The organism is Paraburkholderia sp. DHOC27 (assembly GCF_003429005.1).
Lineage (GTDB): Bacteria > Pseudomonadota > Gammaproteobacteria > Burkholderiales > Burkholderiaceae > Paraburkholderia.
In genome coordinates, this window is record NZ_QVQV01000014.1 from 38,203 (window position 1) to 54,541 (window position 16,339).

Consider the following 16,339-nt stretch of genomic DNA (forward strand, 5'->3'; position numbering starts at 1 on the left):
GCAATGCAATCCACCCTACATGAAAAACGGCCGGCGCGCGTTCGCGCTGCCGGCCGTTGCCCTGCTACCGCATTACTGCGGCGTCGGTTCGCCTTGCGGCGCGTCGTTCAGCAACGCCTTGGCCGACAAACGCACGCGGCCCTTCTCGTCCGTCTGGATGACCTTGACCTTCACTTGCTGGCCGTCCTTCAGGTAGTCGTTGATGTCCTTGATACGCTCGTTGGCGATTTCGGAGATATGCAGCAGACCGTCCTTGCCCGGCAGGATGTTCACGATCGCGCCGAAGTCGAGCAGCTTGAGCACGGTGCCTTCGTACACCTGGCCCACTTCGACTTCCAGCGTGATGTTCTCGATACGCTTCTTCGCTTCGGCCATCCCTTCGCTGCTCGTGCTGGCGATGGTGACGACGCCGTCGTCCGAAATATCGATCGTCGTGCCGGTTTCTTCCGTCAGCGCGCGGATCACCGAACCACCCTTGCCGATCACGTCGCGGATCTTTTCCGGGTTGATCTTGATGGTGATCATGCGCGGTGCGAACTCCGACAGTTGCGTGTTCGCGCCGGCCACGGCCGAGGTCATCTTGCTCAGGATGTGCATACGGCCTTCCTTCGCTTGCGCGAGGGCGACCTGCATGATTTCCTTGGTGATGCCCTGGATCTTGATGTCCATCTGCAGCGCGGTCACGCCGTTTTCCGTACCCGCCACCTTGAAGTCCATGTCGCCGAGGTGATCTTCGTCGCCAAGGATGTCGGTCAGCACAGCGAACTTGTTGCCTTCGAGGATCAGGCCCATCGCGATGCCGGCAACGTGCGCCTTCATCGGCACGCCTGCGTCCATCAGTGCGAGGCAACCGCCGCACACCGAAGCCATCGACGACGAACCGTTCGATTCCGTGATTTCCGACACCACGCGGATCGAGTAGCCGAATTCGTCGGCGCTCGGCAGGCACGCAGCCAGCGCGCGCTTGGCCAGACGGCCGTGACCGATTTCACGGCGCTTCGGCGAACCGACGCGGCCCGTTTCGCCGGTCGCGAACGGCGGCATGTTGTAGTGGAGCATGAAGCGTTCGCGGTACTCGCCTTCGAGCGCGTCGATGTTCTGCTCGTCGCCCTTCGTACCGAGCGTCGCGACCACCAGAGCCTGGGTTTCGCCACGCGTGAACAGTGCCGAGCCGTGCGTACGCGGCAGCACGCCGGTGCGGATTTCGATGGGGCGCACGGTACGCGTGTCGCGACCGTCGATACGCGGCTCGCCGTTCAGGATCTGCGAACGGACGATCTTCGCTTCGATGTCGAACAGGACGTTGCCGACCGTTGCCTTGTCGGCCGCGACCGTACCGCCTGCCGCAGCGTCTTCTTCCAGCTTCGCCGACACGGCTGCGTAGACTTCCTTCAGCTTGGTCGAACGGGCTTGCTTGTCGCGAATCTGATAAGCGGCGAGCAGGTTGTCTTGCGCCAGTTCCGACACGCGTGCAATCAGCGGCTCGTTCTTCGCAGCCGGCTGCCAGTCCCATTCCGGCTTGCCGCCTTCGCGGACCAGTTCATGGATCGCGTCGATCGCGATCTGCATTTGCTCGTGACCGAACACGACCGCGCCGAGCATCACTTCTTCGCTCAGTTGCTGCGCTTCCGATTCCACCATCAGCACCGCGCGTTCCGTACCGGCGACGACCAGGTCGAGTGCCGATTCCTTCATTTGCGGACGCGTCGGGTTCAACACGTATTCGTTGTTGATGTAGGCCACGCGTGCAGCACCGACCGGGCCGTTGAACGGCAGACCCGACACGGCGAGCGCCGCCGACGCGCCGATCAGCGCGGGAATGTCAGCGGGGATTTCCGGGTTCAGCGACAGGACGTGGATCACGACCTGGACTTCGTTGTAGAAGCCTTCCGGGAACAGCGGACGCAGCGGACGGTCGATCAGGCGGGAGATCAGCGTTTCGCCTTCCGAAGGACGGCCTTCACGGCGGAAGAAGCCACCGGGGATCTTGCCGGCTGCGTAGGTCTTTTCGAGGTAGTCGACCGTCAGCGGGAAGAAATCCTGACCCGGCTTGGCGGTCTTTGCGCCTACGACGGTTGCCAGCACCACGGTGTCTTCGACGTCGACAATCACAGCGCCGCTCGCCTGACGGGCGATTTCACCGGTTTCGAGGCGAACGTTATGTTGTCCCCACTTGAATTCTTTGACGATCTTATTGAACAGAGTCATTTCTTTTCCTCATCGTAATGCCGCGCGGACCAGAAGCGGCGCGGCAACGCCAGGACCGGCGCCGCATGGGGAAGAGTAGTGATATGCCATTCCAGAGAACCACGCTCGAGCGCGCGAACCGCTGGAATGACACAAAGCTCTGCCCCTGAAGCCCGGCCATGTTGGATGTTGTCCGCCGCATGAACCGGCACGCTACTGCGGACAACGGTCGGCACACCTCACATGAAGCGTACCGTGCAAAAACAAAATGCCTGTATCAGTGAACTGACACAGGCATCTTGCTGAGAGCGCCTAACCGCGCGCCCGATTACTTACGCAGACCCAGCTTCTCGATCAGCGAGCGGTAACGATCCGCATCCTTACCCTTCAGGTAGTCGAGCAGCTTACGACGGCGGCTCACCATGCGCAGCAGACCGCGGCGGCTGTGGTGATCCTTCGTGTGGGCCTTGAAGTGAACCGTCAGTTCGTTGATGCGGGTCGTCAGCAAAGCGACCTGCACTTCGGGGGATCCGGTGTCGTTAGCAGCGCGTGCGAATTGCGCGACGACTTCGGATTTCTTGCTTGTTTCAACTGCGGACATATTGATTTCCTTAAGAACTAAACAGGCGGTCACGGAAGAAAGGCCGTGCCGTGGCTTACAACGAGGGGCGTATTGTAGCACAGCCCGAACGTCCGGCGAACCCCGCTGTGTGGCGCGGAGCGAAGCCGGGCGTCACAGGCGCTTCCTTATGGGCGCGCCATGTGGCAAGTGGTGGGCAGCACGGTCTGCTGCGGCGTCAGCGCGAGTACCGTGCGGAAGCCATAGCCCGAGCCTTCGTTATCGAAGCGCACGCCCGGCGTGCCAGCCTTGTCCATCTCCATGACATAAAGGGGCTGGATCAATTGATGGTCGTCGGCGCGCATCCACGAGGCGTGAAAACCGTTGTCGAACTTCATGCCTTCCAGCGCCTTCGCCACGGCTTCCGGCTGGGCCGTACCGGCCTTGTCCATCGCGGCGGCCAGCATGTGCACCATCAGCACCATGCGCAATACCGGGTAGTCGTCTTGCGCTGCCGGAAAACGGGTGCGGAACGCCTTGTACCAGGCATCGGAGTCCGCCCCACCAGCATTCGGATGCCAGTCAGCCACGGCGACCACCCGGTTCACGCCGGCGTCCCCGAGCGCAGCGGGCGCGCCCAAGCTATTGCCGTAGAAGGTATAGAACTTCGCGGCGAGGCCCTGCTCGCGGGCCGCCTTGACCAGCAAGGTCAGATCGTTGCCCCAGTTGCCCGTGATGACGGCGTCCGCGCCACTCGCCTTGATCTTCGCGATATAGGGCGCGAAATCCTTCACGCGGCCAATGGGATGAAACTCGTCGCCGACAATCGCGATATCGGGCCGTTTAGCAGCCAAAGTCGAGCGCGCGAGATTGCTCACGTCGTGGCCGAAGCTGTAATCCTGATTCAGCAGATACACCTTCTTGACCGCCTGATCGCGCTGGATAACGTCCACGAGCGCGTCCATTCGCATGCCGGCGTGCGCGTCGAAGCGGAAGTGCCAGAAGCTGCAACTGGCATTGGTGAGCGCGGGATCGTCGGCGGAATAGTTGAGGAACAGCTCGCGGTTGTCGGGCTCGCGGCTATTCTGCTTCTCGATGGCACTCACGAGTGCCGCCGCTACGGCCGAGCTGTTGCCTTGCAGGATGTAGCCAATATGGCGGTCGGCAGCCGCGCGCAACTGCACCAGCGCTTCTTCCATGGAGCCCTTGCTGTCCAGCACGACCAGTTCCAGTGGATGCGCGCCGTCGGCCAGTTTCACGCCGCCCTGCGCGTTAACCTGCTCGACCCCGAGGCGCAGATTGCGCTCCACCGCCGCTCCGGCGTTCGCAAACGGCCCGGACATGCCTTCGATCAGTGCCAACGGGATCGGCGCGCCGGCCGGCGCTGGGCTCGTGGTCGCAGGAGTCGCAGGAGTCGCCGCAGACGATGCGGAGGCCGCGTGCGCCGCCAGTTGCACCGTCATCATCATTGCTGCTGTCAACGCCGCTATGGCGCGTCCCCACTTCGCCGCCATGCGCAGCTCCTCTGAATCATTTGAAGCGCGGATCATAGGACGGGCAGCGCGGAATAAGCAAGCACACTGAAGCGTTACGAACTTGGGGCGAGCGTTTCTTGTAAGGACCTTACACTGCGCAGGCCGCACACGATCCACACAATCTTTTGCCGTCGCGCGTGTCAAAATATTGCGTCTCGATGATAACAACCACCATCACACGCCATCGGAGGAATTCATGTTGACCCGCCTCTCAACCGTGCTTGCCTCGACGCTTTCAGCGGCGCGGCGGCGCGCACACCTGCGGCGCGCTGCGCTTGTCTGCTTCGGCACGCTGCTACTGGCGGGCTGCGCACAGCCGTGGCAGCGGTTTCAGCAGGGCCAGGACGAGTCCACCATTGTGGCGACGCTCGGGCCGCCGCGCGAAGTCTACGACTTGCCCAACGGCGGCAAACGCCTGATGTGGCCCACGCAGCCGATGGGCGAAACCACCACCGCCGCGGATATCGACGGCGCCGGCAAGATCGTCAACGTGCGTCAGGTGCTGGATCCGCTTGAGTTCTACAAGGCGCAGATCGGCACGTGGACCAAGAGCGACGTGCTGGTCAATTTCGGCCGCCCCGTGGAGACCTCCTACTTCCCGCTGATGAAGCGCGAGGTCTGGACCTATCGCTACATGGAATCGAACGTCTGGTACATGATGTACAGCTTCTATTTCGATGACCAGGGCATCCTGAGGCTCACGCAGAAAACGCCGGATCCGCTGCACGACCCGGATCGCCGTAACTTTTTCTGAAGGTAGCAAGCGCGCGGCATGTTAGCTCGCCCTTTGATCCACCTCCAGCAGACCACACGCAGCACGTCACAGGCAGCATGCAAAAGGCCCTCGTCACGGATAAGTGACGAGGGCCTTTTGATGTGCGGCGGCGCGGATTACGCCGCTGCGTGAAACGTGACCTCAATAGCGTCCGGCCGCGCTCACGGACCTTCCGAACGCTGCGGGTTCAGCTTGTCATTCGAATACAGCTTGTTGAGCGCCGAAATGTACGCCTTGGCGGAGGCCGCGACGATATCCGGATCGGTGCCCACGCCATTCACGATGCGCCCGCTCTTTGACAGACGCACCGTCACTTCGCCTTGCGCCTGCGTGCCGGTGGTGATCGCGTTCACCGAGTACAACAGCAACTCCGAGCCGCTGCCCACTTCGCTTTCGATCGCGTTGAGCGTAGCGTCCACGGGACCGTTGCCACGTGCTTCGCCGGTCACTTCCTTGCCCTCCATCGAGAACACGATGCGCGCCTGCGGCTGCTCGCCCGTTTCCGAACGCTGCGCAAGCGACACGAACTTGTAGTGCTCCTTCTGCTGCGCCTCTTCGGATTCTTCGGTGACGATCGACATGATGTCTTCGTCGAAGATCTCGGCCTTGCGGTCAGCCAGTTCCTTGAAGCGCGCAAACGCCGTGTTCAGCGCAGCTTCGCTGTCGAGCGCGACGCCCAGTTCCTGGAGACGCTGCTTGAACGCGTTACGACCCGACAGTTTGCCGAGCACGATCTTGTTCGCACTCCAGCCCACGTCTTCGGCTCGCATGATTTCGTAAGTGTCACGCGCTTTCAGCACGCCGTCCTGATGGATGCCCGAAGCGTGCGCGAAGGCGTTGGCGCCCACCACGGCCTTGTTCGGCTGCACGACGAAACCGGTGACCTGCGAGACGAGCTTCGAGGCCGGCACGATCTGCGTGGTGTCGAGTCCGACTTCGAGACCGAAGTAATCCTTACGGGTCTTGACCGCCATCACGATCTCTTCGAGCGAGGTATTGCCCGCGCGTTCGCCGAGACCGTTGATCGTGCATTCCACCTGACGCGCACCGCCAATCTGCACGCCGGCCAGCGAGTTCGCGACCGCCATGCCGAGGTCGTTGTGACAGTGCACCGAGAACACGGCCTTGTCCGAATTCGGAATCCGCTCGCGCAGCGTCTTGACGAGTTGCCCGTACAGTTCCGGCACGCCGTAGCCCACCGTATCCGCGATGTTGATGGTCGTGGCGCCCTCGGCAATCACGGCTTCCAGCACGCGGCACAGAAAGTCCATGTCCGAACGGCTGCCGTCTTCCGGCGAAAACTCGACGTCGTTGGTGAACTTGCGCGCAAAACGCACGGCGAGCTTCGCCTGCTCGAACACCTGATCCGGCGTCATGCGCAATTTCTTTTCCATGTGCAGCGGCGACGTGGCGATGAACGTGTGGATGCGGAAGTGATCGGCCGGTTTCAGCGCGTCGGCGGCGCGCTGAATGTCCTTGTCGTTGGCGCGGGCGAGCGAGCAGACGGTGCTGTCCTTGACCATCGACGCGATGGTGTGGATCGCATCGAAATCGCCATTCGAACTCGCCGCAAAGCCGGCTTCGATGACGTCCACTTTCATCCGCTCCAGTTGTTTGGCAATGCGGATTTTTTCTTCCTTCGTCATCGACGCACCGGGCGATTGCTCGCCATCGCGCAAGGTCGTGTCGAAAATGATCAGTTTGTCTGCCATCGCGGGTCTCCTGGGAGGATTCGGTCAATAAGGGGATCGAAAAACGAAATTCGGGTGTTTGCGCCACCGCAGGCGACGCCAAACAACGAACGAGGCAGACGGAGGGCGAAAACGATCAGCGCGGTAGACGCGCTAGCGCTAGCACGCATAGCAGCGCGCCGGCTTGAAGAGATTGGAAGGGGAACGTGAACGTAACCATCCAGCGACTATAGCGGCAATCCAGTAATCCTGCAATTGGGCGCACACCTGCCCGATCGGCGCGCTGGCGCGGCCCTGGCGGCGGTCTGAGCAGCGCTCGCGCGGGCGGTACGCGCAGCGGAGACTGCAATGAAAAACGGCAGCCCGAAGGCTACCGTCCTTGATCTTGCCAAGTGCACTCAGCGGTCCCGCTGCACCGAGCGCGCCGGATTCGCCCTGCCCCGCAGTATCTGGTAGCCCCAGAACGCGTAACCCGACAGGCCATACAGTACGAACAGCCCGAACAGCATCAACGGCGGATCCGACGACACCAGCACGAACGCCACCACGACCAGCAGAATCACGCCGAACGGCACGCGGTGCCGCACATCGAGCGCCTTGCCGCTGTAAAACGGCGCATTCGAGACCATCGTGACACCGGCGTAGATGGTCAGCACGAAGGCCACCCACGGCAGCCATACGAGCTTGACCGGCACACGGTTATCCGTGGCGAGCCACACGAAACCCGCGATCAACGCAGCCGCCGCCGGGCTGGGCATGCCCTGGAAGAAACGCTTGTCGACCACACCGATGTTGGTATTGAAGCGCGCGAGCCGCAGCGCCGCGCCCGAGCAATACACGAAGGCCGCGAGCCAGCCCCAGCGGCCGAGATCTTTTAGCACCCATTCGTACATCACGAGCGCCGGCGCCACGCCGAACGACACCATGTCCGACAGACTGTCGAACTGTTCACCGAACGCGCTCTGCGTGTGCGTCATGCGCGCCACGCGACCGTCCATGCCGTCGAGCACCATCGCGACGAAAATGGCGATGGCCGCCACTTCGAAGCGCACGTTCATGGCCTGCACCACCGCGAAGAAACCGCAGAACAGCGCGGCCGTGGTGAACGCATTGGGCAACAGGTAAATGCCGCGCTTCCTCAAAAACTGCTGGCGCGCCGCGCGGCGGCTGTCGATCGCCCCTGTTTCCTGCACCATCGGCTTGTTGCGGCGAAACGGCCGCGGCTGCGGTGCAGCGTTGTTACGGGGACGACGCTTGAATGCGGCCATCGGACAACCTCCTTTGTGCCGCTTTACAGTTCGAGTTCAGCAAGAATGGTCGACGAGGCCGAAACCTTTTCGCCAATCGACACGCGCGGACGGCTGCCCACCGGCAGATACACGTCGACCCGCGAGCCAAAACGGATGAAGCCATAACGCTGACCACGCGTGAGCGGCTCACCTGCACGAACGTAGCAAAGAATGCGCCGCGCGATCAGGCCGGCAATCTGCACCGACGTCACGGTATGGCCGCTGGCGGTTTCGATGACGAGCGCATTGCGTTCGTTTTCGAGCGAGGCCTTGTCGACCGCCGCGTTCAGATACGCGCCCGGAAAGTATTCGACCTTCGAGATCGCGCCATCCACCGGCGAGCGTTGCGAGTGCACATTGAACACGTTCATGAACACGCTGATCTTCAGCGCTTCACGGTTCGCATACGGATCATGGGTGGTTTCGACGGCAACGATGCGCCCGTCTGCCGGGCACAGCACGGCGTTGGCTTGCGTGGGGATGGGACGGGCCGGATCGCGGAAGAACTGCACCACGAAAATGAGCAGCAGCCAGAACAACCAGGCAAAGCCGAATCCCGCGAAGGCTTGGATCAACAACGCAACGACGGCCGCGATGGCGATAAACGGCCAGCCTTCGCGCGCGATGATCGGGTGAGGGTAATTCATGGATTGGCTTCTGTATTTTTGTAAAACCGTAGCATAGCAAAAGCCGCCCAGGGTTCAGCACCCTTGGGCGGCTTTTTGCGTGACCGGCGCCTTTCGCAAGCGCGCCGCGCCGGTCGGGAACGGCCACAGGGGCCGTTCGTAGCCGAGTTGCTGGCGAAACGCGTCGCTTAGTTCTTCGACTGATCGACCAGCTTGTTCTTGGCGATCCACGGCATCATCGCGCGCAGCTTCGCACCGACCGTTTCGATCTGGTGTTCAGCCGTCAGACGGCGGCGCGATTGCAGCGTCGGTGCGCCAGCGCGATTTTCGATGATGAAGCTCTTCGCGTACTCGCCCGTCTGAATGTCGGTCAGCACCTGCTTCATCGCCTTCTTCGTTTCAGCCGTCACGATCTTCGGACCCGTCACGTACTCGCCGTACTCGGCATTGTTCGAGATCGAGTAGTTCATGTTGGCGATGCCGCCTTCATAGATCAGGTCGACGATCAGCTTCAGTTCGTGCAGGCATTCGAAGTACGCCATTTCCGGCGCATAGCCCGCTTCCACCAGCGTTTCGAAGCCAGCCTTGATCAGGTCGACCGTACCGCCGCACAGCACGGCCTGCTCGCCGAACAGGTCGGTTTCGGTTTCTTCACGGAAGTTGGTTTCGATGATGCCGGCACGGCCGCCGCCGTTCGCTGCTGCGTACGACAGCGCGATGTCACGGGCTGCGCCCGACTTGTCCTGCGCCACCGCGATCAGGTGCGGCACGCCGCCACCTTGCGAGTAGGTGCCGCGCACCGTGTGGCCCGGCGCCTTCGGTGCGATCATGATGACGTCGAGGTCGGCACGCGGAATGACCTGGCCGTAATGCACGTTGAAGCCGTGCGCGAAGGCGAGCGCCGCGCCTTCCTTGGCGTTGGCGTGCACTTCTTTCGCATAGACTTCGGCGATCTGCTCGTCCGGCAGCAGCATCATGACGACGTCTGCACCCTTCACGGCTTCCGCCACTTCCTTGACCTGCAGGCCGGCGTTCTCAGCCTTGCTCCACGATGCGCCACCCTTGCGCAGACCGACCGTCACCTTGACGCCGCTTTCGCTCAGGTTCAGTGCGTGCGCATGGCCTTGCGAGCCATAGCCGATGATGGTGACTTGCTTGCCCTTGATGAGGGAGAGGTCGGCGTCCTTGTCGTAGAAAACTTTCATGTCAGTTCCTTGGCTAAATTCGATGAAATCGGTGAAATTCAAATAGTGCGTGTGTCGCGCCTGGCGTCAGACTTTTAGAATGCGTTCGCCGCGGCCGATCCCCGAGCCGCCCGTGCGGACCGTTTCGAGAATCGCGGTGGCGTCGATCCCTTCGATGAACGCATCGAGCTTCTCGCTCGCGCCGGTCAGTTCAATCGTGTAGGTCTTTTCGGTGACGTCGATGATGCGGCCGCGGAAAATATCCGACATCCGCTTCATCTCCTCACGTTCCTTGCCGACCGCCCTTACCTTGATCAACATCAGCTCGCGCTCGATATGGGCGCCCTCGGTAAGGTCGACCACTTTCACCACCTCGATCAGGCGGTTCAAATGCTTCGTGATCTGTTCGATCACGTCGTCCGAGCCAATGGAAACGATGGTCATACGCGACAGCGAACGGTCTTCGGTCGGCGCCACCGTCAAGGTTTCAATGTTGTACCCGCGCGCGGAAAACAGACCTACCACGCGCGAGAGTGCGCCTGGTTCGTTCTCCAGCAGGACGGAAATAATGTGTCTCATGATTTCGCTTCTTCCAGATGTGTGATGTATCGAGCCGTCAGACGCCGCCTCGTCCGCCCTCGCCTTTTTTGAAGGCGCGCAGAGCGAAGCCGGCATCAAAAACGGTCGTTATAGATCTTCCGAACCCAGCAGCATCTCAGTGATGCCCTTGCCGGCCTGAACCATCGGCCAGACGTTTTCGGTCGGATCAGTCTGGAAATCGAGAAACACGGTGCGATCTTTCAGGCGCAGCGCTTCCTTGAGCGCCGGCTCGACGTCCGCGGTCCGCTCGATGCGCATGCCCACGTGACCGTAGGCCTCGGCGAGCTTCACGAAATCAGGCAGCGCATCCATGTACGAATGCGAATAGCGCTTGCTGTATTCGATCTGCTGCCACTGGCGCACCATGCCCAGATAGCGGTTGTTCAGGGAGATGATCTTGACCGGCGTTTCGTACTGCTTGCAGGTCGAGAGTTCCTGAATGCACATCTGGATCGAGCCCTCGCCCGTGATACAGAGCACGTCGTCGTCCGGGTGCGCCATCTTCACGCCCATCGCCGCCGGCAGGCCGAAGCCCATCGTGCCGAGCCCGCCGGAGTTGATCCAGCGGCGCGGCTTGTTGAAGCGATAGAACTGGGCCGCCCACATCTGGTGCTGGCCGACGTCCGAACACACGAAGGCATTGCCGTCCGTGAGTTCGTAGGCCTTTTCCACCACGTATTGCGGCTTGATGATGTCGCTCTTGCGGTCGTACTTCAGGCAGTCTTTGGCGCGCCAGGCTTCGATGTCCTTCCACCAGTCGGCGAGCGCCGCGGTGTCGGGGCCATGTTCGGCCGTCTGCAACTGCTCGATCAGTTCCTTCAGCACTTCCTTGACGTCGCCGACAATGGGAATGTCGACCTTGACGCGTTTGGAGATGGAAGAGGGATCGATGTCGATATGGATGATCTTGCGTGGCCGCGACGCGAAGTGCGCCGGATCGCCGATCACGCGGTCGTCGAAGCGTGCACCGATGGCGATCAGCACGTCGCAGTGCTGCATGGCCATGTTGGCTTCGTACGTGCCGTGCATGCCGAGCATGCCGAGGAATTTCTTGTCGCTCGCGCGGTAACCGCCCAGCCCCATCAACGTGTTCGTGACGGGGTAGCCGAGCAGATCGGCGAACTGGTTCAGCTCACGCGAGGCGTCCGCGAGGATGATGCCGCCGCCGGTATAGATGTACGGGCGCTTCGCCGAGAGCAGCAGGGACACGGCCTTGCGGATCTGGCCGGAGTGGCCCTTCGTCACCGGGTTGTACGAACGCAGCGAGACGCTCTTCATGGGTTCGTACTGGCAGGGCATCTTCGACACGTCTTTCGGAATGTCGATCAGCACCGGGCCGGGCCGGCCGGTACGGGCAATGAAGAAGGCTTTCTTGACGGTGGCGGCAAGGTCGCGCACGTCCTTCACGAGGAAGTTGTGCTTCACGCAGGGACGCGTGATGCCGACCGTATCGCACTCCTGGAAGGCATCCTGGCCGATTGCCGCGGTGGGCACCTGACCGCTGATCACCACCAGCGGAATCGAGTCCATGTAGGCGGTGGCGATGCCGGTCACCGCATTGGTGACGCCGGGGCCGGAGGTCACGAGGCACACACCGACCTTGCCCGTGGAACGCGCATAGGCGTCCGCGGCATGGACTGCGGCCTGTTCGTGGCGCACCAGCACGTGCTGGAACTTGTCCTGCTTGTACAGCTCGTCGTAGATATAGAGTACCGAGCCGCCGGGATAGCCCCAGACAAACTCGACGTCTTCGTCAGCCAGTGCCTTCATGAGCACGGTGGCACCGATAGAGTCGGTTTCCTGATGGGGTGTCGTATCCGACGTGGAGAATTCCGCGCTGGGCATATTCATACATTCACCTTTCGAATTTTCGGCAAAAAATTGATCGGGTGCTCTCTGCCGGGCTTGTGGCTCGGGTTCAAGCGGCGCGTCCAGTTGACAGGTGAGCTTCTTGGGCCACACCTCAAATGACACAGTCACTTATGTTGCGAACCAAAGACGATATCTGCTGAGGCCAATACGGTCAAGCAGATATTTCCGGGTCGCCGCCCGCCTGCTGCAAAAAAGGTTGCAAAAGGCTGTCATAAGTATCGATTCCGCTTCGTGTTTTTCCCCAGCGGGCCGAAAGTTTGTTAGCATCCGCCAGTTTTACGACAATTTCGATCGATTACGCGCACGCTCGCTGCGCCGACCCCCAACGGATGGCATCAGACAAGGAACTCGCCGATTTTCTGGCGGGCGTCGAAAGGCGCGCGTTCAAGCAGACGGTCTACGCCGTGCGGGACGACGACGCCTCGCTCGACATCGTGCAGGACGCGATGATCAAGCTCGCCGAAAAATACGGCGACCGACCAGCAGCCGAACTGCCGCTGCTGTTTCAGCGTATTCTGCAAAATTCCATGCACGACTTTTTTCGTCGGCAGAAAGTACGCAATACTTGGGTTACGCTGTTCTCATCGCTCGGCAGCAGCGAGGACGACGAATTCGATCCTCTGGAGACATTCGAAGCACAAGAAGGCTCGGTAGGCGCCGAGAGTAGCGAGCAGAAGCTGGAACGTGAACAAGTCTTACAGTTGATTGACGACGAGATCCAAAAATTACCGGCACGTCAACGGGAGGCCTTTCTCATGCGTTACTGGGAAGATATGGATGTTGCCGAGACTGCCGCCGCAATGGGCTGCTCCGAAGGCAGTGTGAAAACGCACTGCTCGCGGGCCACTCACACGCTGGCGCAAGCGCTCAAGGCCAAAGGAATCACGCTATGAGCTCCTCTCTCGATACGAAAGAACTCGAGTTCGCGAGGCAAGTACGCCGCGCCCTCGATGAAAATGCCGCCAGCCTGTCCCCCGCCACCGTCGATCGACTCGCCGTGGCGCGCCGTGCCGCGCTCGCCCGCAAGAAACCCGAGACCGTCGCGGTCGCCGCGCCCGTGTTCGTCCCTGCGCTGGCTGGTGCAGGCGCCGCTGGTGCCGCTGGTGGATTGCCGCCCGTCGAACTGCCGCCGCGCCGCCGCTTGCGCTTTAGCCGCTTTGCGCTTGCATGGCCGCTCGCGGCGCTGGTCGTCAGCCTCGTGGCCATCGCTTACTGGGAAGACCAGCAACGCACCGCCGAACTGGCCGATATCGACGCCGCCATGCTGAGCGACGACCTGCCGCTCACCGCGTATCTGGATCACGGCTTCAACGCGTACCTGTCGCGCTCACACTGACCAGGAGACCCTTCGGGTGAGTTACAAGCGCGGCCTCGCCGTTGTGTCCGGATGTGCAATCGCGGCCCTCGTGTCGTTTGCCGCCACTTATCCGCGCTTCTACCCGAACCCCGTTTCGGCGCCGGCAGTCAATGCCGGACCCGGCACGCCCGCCAAGCTTGCAGCGCCGGTAGCCGGCACCGATGTGCCGGGCACGCCCGTCAGCCCGCTCTCGTGGGCACGTCTCACGGACGCGCAACGCGTCGCCCTCGCACCGTTCGCCGCCCAATGGGACACCTTCAGCGACGAACGCAAGCGCCGGTGGATCAAGATCGCGTCGCGTTACTCGAAGATGACGCTTGAGCAGCAGAAAGGCCTGCACGAGCGCATGACCGAGTGGGTCCATCTCACGCCGGATCAGCGGCGCGTGGCGCGGGAAAACTATCAGGTGTCGAAGGAATTGCCGCGCGAGGCGCGTCAAAAGGCGTGGAAGGCGTACCAGCAATTGCCGGAAGAGCAGAAAGAACGGCTCGCCGCCACTGAACGCAAGCGCCGGCCCACCGTGGTCAGCGCCCCACCCTCTGGCAAGACGGAATTGAAGGACATCAACCGGCTCGTCAACGCGCGTGACCACGGCGCGAGCGGCGTGGTGGCGGCAGCGGAGACGGCTTCGACGCCGGGCGCAGCCATGCCGGTTGCGCCGGCCGTACCGTCGGCGGCCAGCGTCGTACCGGCCACGCCGATTCCGGTCTCGCCACACGACGCGCCGTCGCTGTATAAAGGCTCCTGAGCGCGGCCACGACTGGCCGGATCACTCGCCCCGTCTGGTCCGGTTCGTTGTGGCTGGTTGTTCGCGACTGGGTGACCACAAGCTCACGCTTTTGGCTTACCCTTCTGGCTCAACCTTCGCCGCATTTAGCCCGGCCCCGAGACCCTCCTCCACTCACCGCGCCCAACGTGCCATCCGTGCTCAACACCCAGCCCGCTGCCTCCACTGATCCCGCCATTGCGCGAGCCACGACGACACCCTCGATTCGCCGCCGGCTCGCCACCATGCTCTACGAAGGCGTGATCCTGTTCGGCGTGGTGTTCATCGCCGGTTATCTGTTCAGCACGCTCACGCAGCAACGCAATGGACTCACGCATCACAATCTGCTGGCTGCCTGGATCGGCTTCGTGGTCGGCCTGTACTTCGTGTGGTTCTGGACCCACAGCGGCCAGACGCTGCCCATGAAAACCTGGCGTCTGCGGGTCGTCGCGGCCAACGGTGCGGCGGTATCCACGCCACGCGCCATCGTGCGTTATGTGCTGGCCTGGCTGTGGTTCTTGCCGCCTCTCGCCTTGCATCCGCTGCTCGGCTTGTCGCTGCCGCATACCCTGCTCGCGGCGGCCATCTGGTTTGTACTTTGGACTGCTACAGGTCGCCTCGACGCGAACCGTCAATTCCTGCATGACCGGCTCGCGGGCACGCGCATCGTCGCCGTGGCGGGTTGAACCTGCGAAGCAAAGCCGCGAGTTGAATCATCAGTTAAGCATGCGAATTAAAACCGCGAACGACATCTGCAAACTGAAGTAGCGCGCCACGCCGCAAGCTGAAGATCGACACCACGCACTGTCTCACGCTCATCGCGCGCCCGTCCGTCAACACCACTTCGCCTCCTGCGTAATAAGAACTTCTCGTGACTGTCACGGCAGGGTCACACGCCAATGGCGCAATACGGGCACCGCAACTCGACGCGTGAGCCATGGACCCGAAAACGTCCGCGACTTCCCTGTTCCGCCAAACTGGCCCGAGCGTCGACCCCGTCGCGTTCCGCCCCGACTCCGCTTCCTTCGGCAGTGCACTGCCGCTTCCCGTGCCGCCGCTCACCGCGGAAACGAATCCCGGCCGTCACGACGACGATCACGAGGAGCCGCACCGCTATCGCACCATCTGGCTGTCGGACATCCACCTCGGGTCGAGCGGCTGTCAGGCGCCATACCTGCTCGACTTCCTGCGCCACAATGATTCGGAGTACCTATACCTGGTCGGCGACATCATCGACGGCTGGCAGTTGAAAAAAGGCTGGTACTGGCCGCAGGCGCACAACGACGTCGTGCAGAAAATCCTGCGCAAGGCGCGCAAGGGCACCCAGGTGGTGTACATCCCGGGCAATCACGACGAAGCCGCGCGGCAGTTCTGCGATCTCGCCTTCGGCGACATCCACGTGCGCGGCGAGGCCTTCCACACCACCCTCGCCGGCAAGCGTCTGTGGATCGTGCACGGCGATCTCTTCGACGGCGTGATCCAGCACGCCAAGTGGCTCGCCTACCTGGGCGACACGCTGTACACGCTGATCCTCGTGCTCAACCGCTGGTTCAACCGTATCCGCAGCCGCCTCGGCTTCCAGTACTGGTCGCTCTCGCAGTACCTGAAGCACCAGGTGAAGAACGCGGTGAATTTCATCTCGTCGTTCGAACGCGTGATGACCGACGAAGCGCGTCGCCGCGGTTGCGATGGCGTGGTGTGCGGCCATATCCACAAGGCCGAAATCCGCGATATCGACGGCGTGCTGTATTGCAACGATGGTGACTGGGTCGAGAGTCTGTCGGCCCTCGTCGAGACCTTCGACGGCGAACTCAAGGTGATTTACTGGACTGTGATGCGCTCCCCCGAAGCCAGCGTGCAGAAAGCGCGCGTCACAGCCTGATGCCTGCGACCAACTC

Annotated in this window: 15 protein-coding genes; 6 read left to right on the plus strand and 9 right to left on the minus strand. The window is 61.9% G+C overall.

Going from position 1 to position 16,339, the window contains the following annotated elements; genetic code table 11:
- Nucleotides 1–72: 72 nt before the first annotated feature.
- The 3 genes from pnp to D0B32_RS31230 form a co-directional block, all read right to left on the minus strand.
- Nucleotides 73–2,208, minus strand: a complete 2,136-nt coding sequence (pnp, locus tag D0B32_RS31220) for a polyribonucleotide nucleotidyltransferase (RefSeq protein WP_117338204.1) — start codon at nt 2,206–2,208, stop codon at nt 73–75.
- Nucleotides 2,209–2,515: 307 nt separating this feature from the next.
- The gene (rpsO, locus tag D0B32_RS31225; protein ID WP_117338206.1) at nt 2,516–2,788 is read right to left on the minus strand and encodes a 30S ribosomal protein S15; all 273 of its coding nucleotides are present in this window, start codon (nt 2,786–2,788) and stop codon (nt 2,516–2,518) included.
- A gap of 146 nt (nt 2,789–2,934) precedes the next feature.
- Complete coding sequence (locus D0B32_RS31230) at nt 2,935–4,260, minus strand: branched-chain amino acid ABC transporter substrate-binding protein (protein WP_181969964.1); 1,326 nt, start codon at nt 4,258–4,260, stop codon at nt 2,935–2,937.
- Between the two features lie 217 nt (nt 4,261–4,477).
- On the opposite strand from D0B32_RS31230, the gene D0B32_RS31235 reads away from it, so the two are divergent.
- A complete protein-coding gene (locus tag D0B32_RS31235) occupies nt 4,478–5,035 on the plus strand; it encodes a hypothetical protein (RefSeq protein ID WP_259295224.1) in 558 nt (185 codons plus the stop codon).
- A 182-nt stretch (nt 5,036–5,217) separates the two neighbouring features.
- On the opposite strand, the gene D0B32_RS31240 is transcribed toward D0B32_RS31235, so the two are convergent.
- From D0B32_RS31240 to D0B32_RS31265, 6 genes are all read right to left on the minus strand, one after another.
- Nucleotides 5,218–6,768, minus strand: a complete 1,551-nt coding sequence (locus D0B32_RS31240) for a 2-isopropylmalate synthase (RefSeq protein ID WP_117338208.1) — start codon at nt 6,766–6,768, stop codon at nt 5,218–5,220.
- A gap of 377 nt (nt 6,769–7,145) precedes the next feature.
- The gene (pssA, locus tag D0B32_RS31245; RefSeq protein WP_117338210.1) at nt 7,146–8,015 is read right to left on the minus strand and encodes a CDP-diacylglycerol--serine O-phosphatidyltransferase; all 870 of its coding nucleotides are present in this window, start codon (nt 8,013–8,015) and stop codon (nt 7,146–7,148) included.
- A 23-nt stretch (nt 8,016–8,038) separates the two neighbouring features.
- Nucleotides 8,039–8,683, minus strand: coding sequence for a phosphatidylserine decarboxylase (locus D0B32_RS31250; RefSeq protein WP_117338212.1), 645 nt, complete (start codon nt 8,681–8,683; stop codon nt 8,039–8,041).
- 167 nt (nt 8,684–8,850) lie between these two features.
- A complete protein-coding gene (gene ilvC / locus D0B32_RS31255) occupies nt 8,851–9,867 on the minus strand; it encodes a ketol-acid reductoisomerase (protein WP_117338214.1) in 1,017 nt (338 codons plus the stop codon).
- A 66-nt stretch (nt 9,868–9,933) separates the two neighbouring features.
- Nucleotides 9,934–10,425: an acetolactate synthase small subunit gene (ilvN, locus tag D0B32_RS31260; RefSeq protein WP_117338215.1), complete on the minus strand. Its 492-nt coding sequence runs from the start codon at nt 10,423–10,425 to the stop codon at nt 9,934–9,936.
- Between the two features lie 108 nt (nt 10,426–10,533).
- A complete protein-coding gene (locus D0B32_RS31265) occupies nt 10,534–12,297 on the minus strand; it encodes an acetolactate synthase 3 catalytic subunit (protein WP_117338217.1) in 1,764 nt (587 codons plus the stop codon).
- A 350-nt stretch (nt 12,298–12,647) separates the two neighbouring features.
- On the opposite strand from D0B32_RS31265, the gene D0B32_RS31270 reads away from it, so the two are divergent.
- From D0B32_RS31270 to D0B32_RS31290, 5 genes are all read left to right on the plus strand, one after another.
- Nucleotides 12,648–13,211 carry an RNA polymerase sigma factor gene (locus D0B32_RS31270; RefSeq protein ID WP_117338219.1) on the plus strand — a complete coding sequence of 188 codons (564 nt, stop codon included), beginning with the start codon at nt 12,648–12,650 and terminating at the stop codon, nt 13,209–13,211.
- Nucleotides 13,208–13,654, plus strand: coding sequence for a DUF3619 family protein (locus D0B32_RS31275; protein WP_117338221.1), 447 nt, complete (start codon nt 13,208–13,210; stop codon nt 13,652–13,654). The genes D0B32_RS31270 and D0B32_RS31275 overlap by 4 nt, the downstream gene beginning before the upstream one ends.
- Before the next feature lie 16 nt (nt 13,655–13,670).
- Nucleotides 13,671–14,423 (plus strand): DUF3106 domain-containing protein, encoded by a 753-nt coding sequence (locus D0B32_RS31280; RefSeq protein ID WP_117338223.1) that lies wholly within the window; start codon nt 13,671–13,673, stop codon nt 14,421–14,423.
- Nucleotides 14,424–14,599: 176 nt separating this feature from the next.
- On the plus strand, nt 14,600–15,127 hold the full coding sequence (locus D0B32_RS31285) for an RDD family protein (RefSeq protein ID WP_117338308.1): 528 nt from the start codon (nt 14,600–14,602) through the stop codon (nt 15,125–15,127).
- Between the two features lie 251 nt (nt 15,128–15,378).
- The gene (locus D0B32_RS31290; RefSeq protein WP_117338225.1) at nt 15,379–16,323 is read left to right on the plus strand and encodes a UDP-2,3-diacylglucosamine diphosphatase; all 945 of its coding nucleotides are present in this window, start codon (nt 15,379–15,381) and stop codon (nt 16,321–16,323) included.
- The last annotated feature ends 16 nt before the right edge of the window (nt 16,324–16,339 follow it).

Coding starts and splice junctions, on each gene's coding strand:
- ilvC (WP_117338214.1), bottom strand. CDS start 9,867: ATGAAAGTTTTCTACGACAAGGACGCCGACCTCTCCCTCATCAAGGGC.
- D0B32_RS31265 (WP_117338217.1), bottom strand. CDS start 12,297: ATGAATATGCCCAGCGCGGAATTCTCCACGTCGGATACGACACCCCAT.
- D0B32_RS31270 (WP_117338219.1), top strand. CDS start 12,648: ATGGCATCAGACAAGGAACTCGCCGATTTTCTGGCGGGCGTCGAAAGG.
- D0B32_RS31230 (WP_181969964.1), bottom strand. CDS start 4,260: ATGGCGGCGAAGTGGGGACGCGCCATAGCGGCGTTGACAGCAGCAATG.
- D0B32_RS31290 (WP_117338225.1), top strand. CDS start 15,379: ATGGACCCGAAAACGTCCGCGACTTCCCTGTTCCGCCAAACTGGCCCG.
- pssA (WP_117338210.1), bottom strand. CDS start 8,015: ATGGCCGCATTCAAGCGTCGTCCCCGTAACAACGCTGCACCGCAGCCG.
- D0B32_RS31250 (WP_117338212.1), bottom strand. CDS start 8,683: ATGAATTACCCTCACCCGATCATCGCGCGCGAAGGCTGGCCGTTTATC.
- D0B32_RS31240 (WP_117338208.1), bottom strand. CDS start 6,768: ATGGCAGACAAACTGATCATTTTCGACACGACCTTGCGCGATGGCGAG.
- rpsO (WP_117338206.1), bottom strand. CDS start 2,788: ATGTCCGCAGTTGAAACAAGCAAGAAATCCGAAGTCGTCGCGCAATTC.
- pnp (WP_117338204.1), bottom strand. CDS start 2,208: ATGACTCTGTTCAATAAGATCGTCAAAGAATTCAAGTGGGGACAACAT.
- D0B32_RS31275 (WP_117338221.1), top strand. CDS start 13,208: ATGAGCTCCTCTCTCGATACGAAAGAACTCGAGTTCGCGAGGCAAGTA.
- D0B32_RS31235 (WP_259295224.1), top strand. CDS start 4,478: ATGTTGACCCGCCTCTCAACCGTGCTTGCCTCGACGCTTTCAGCGGCG.
- ilvN (WP_117338215.1), bottom strand. CDS start 10,425: ATGAGACACATTATTTCCGTCCTGCTGGAGAACGAACCAGGCGCACTC.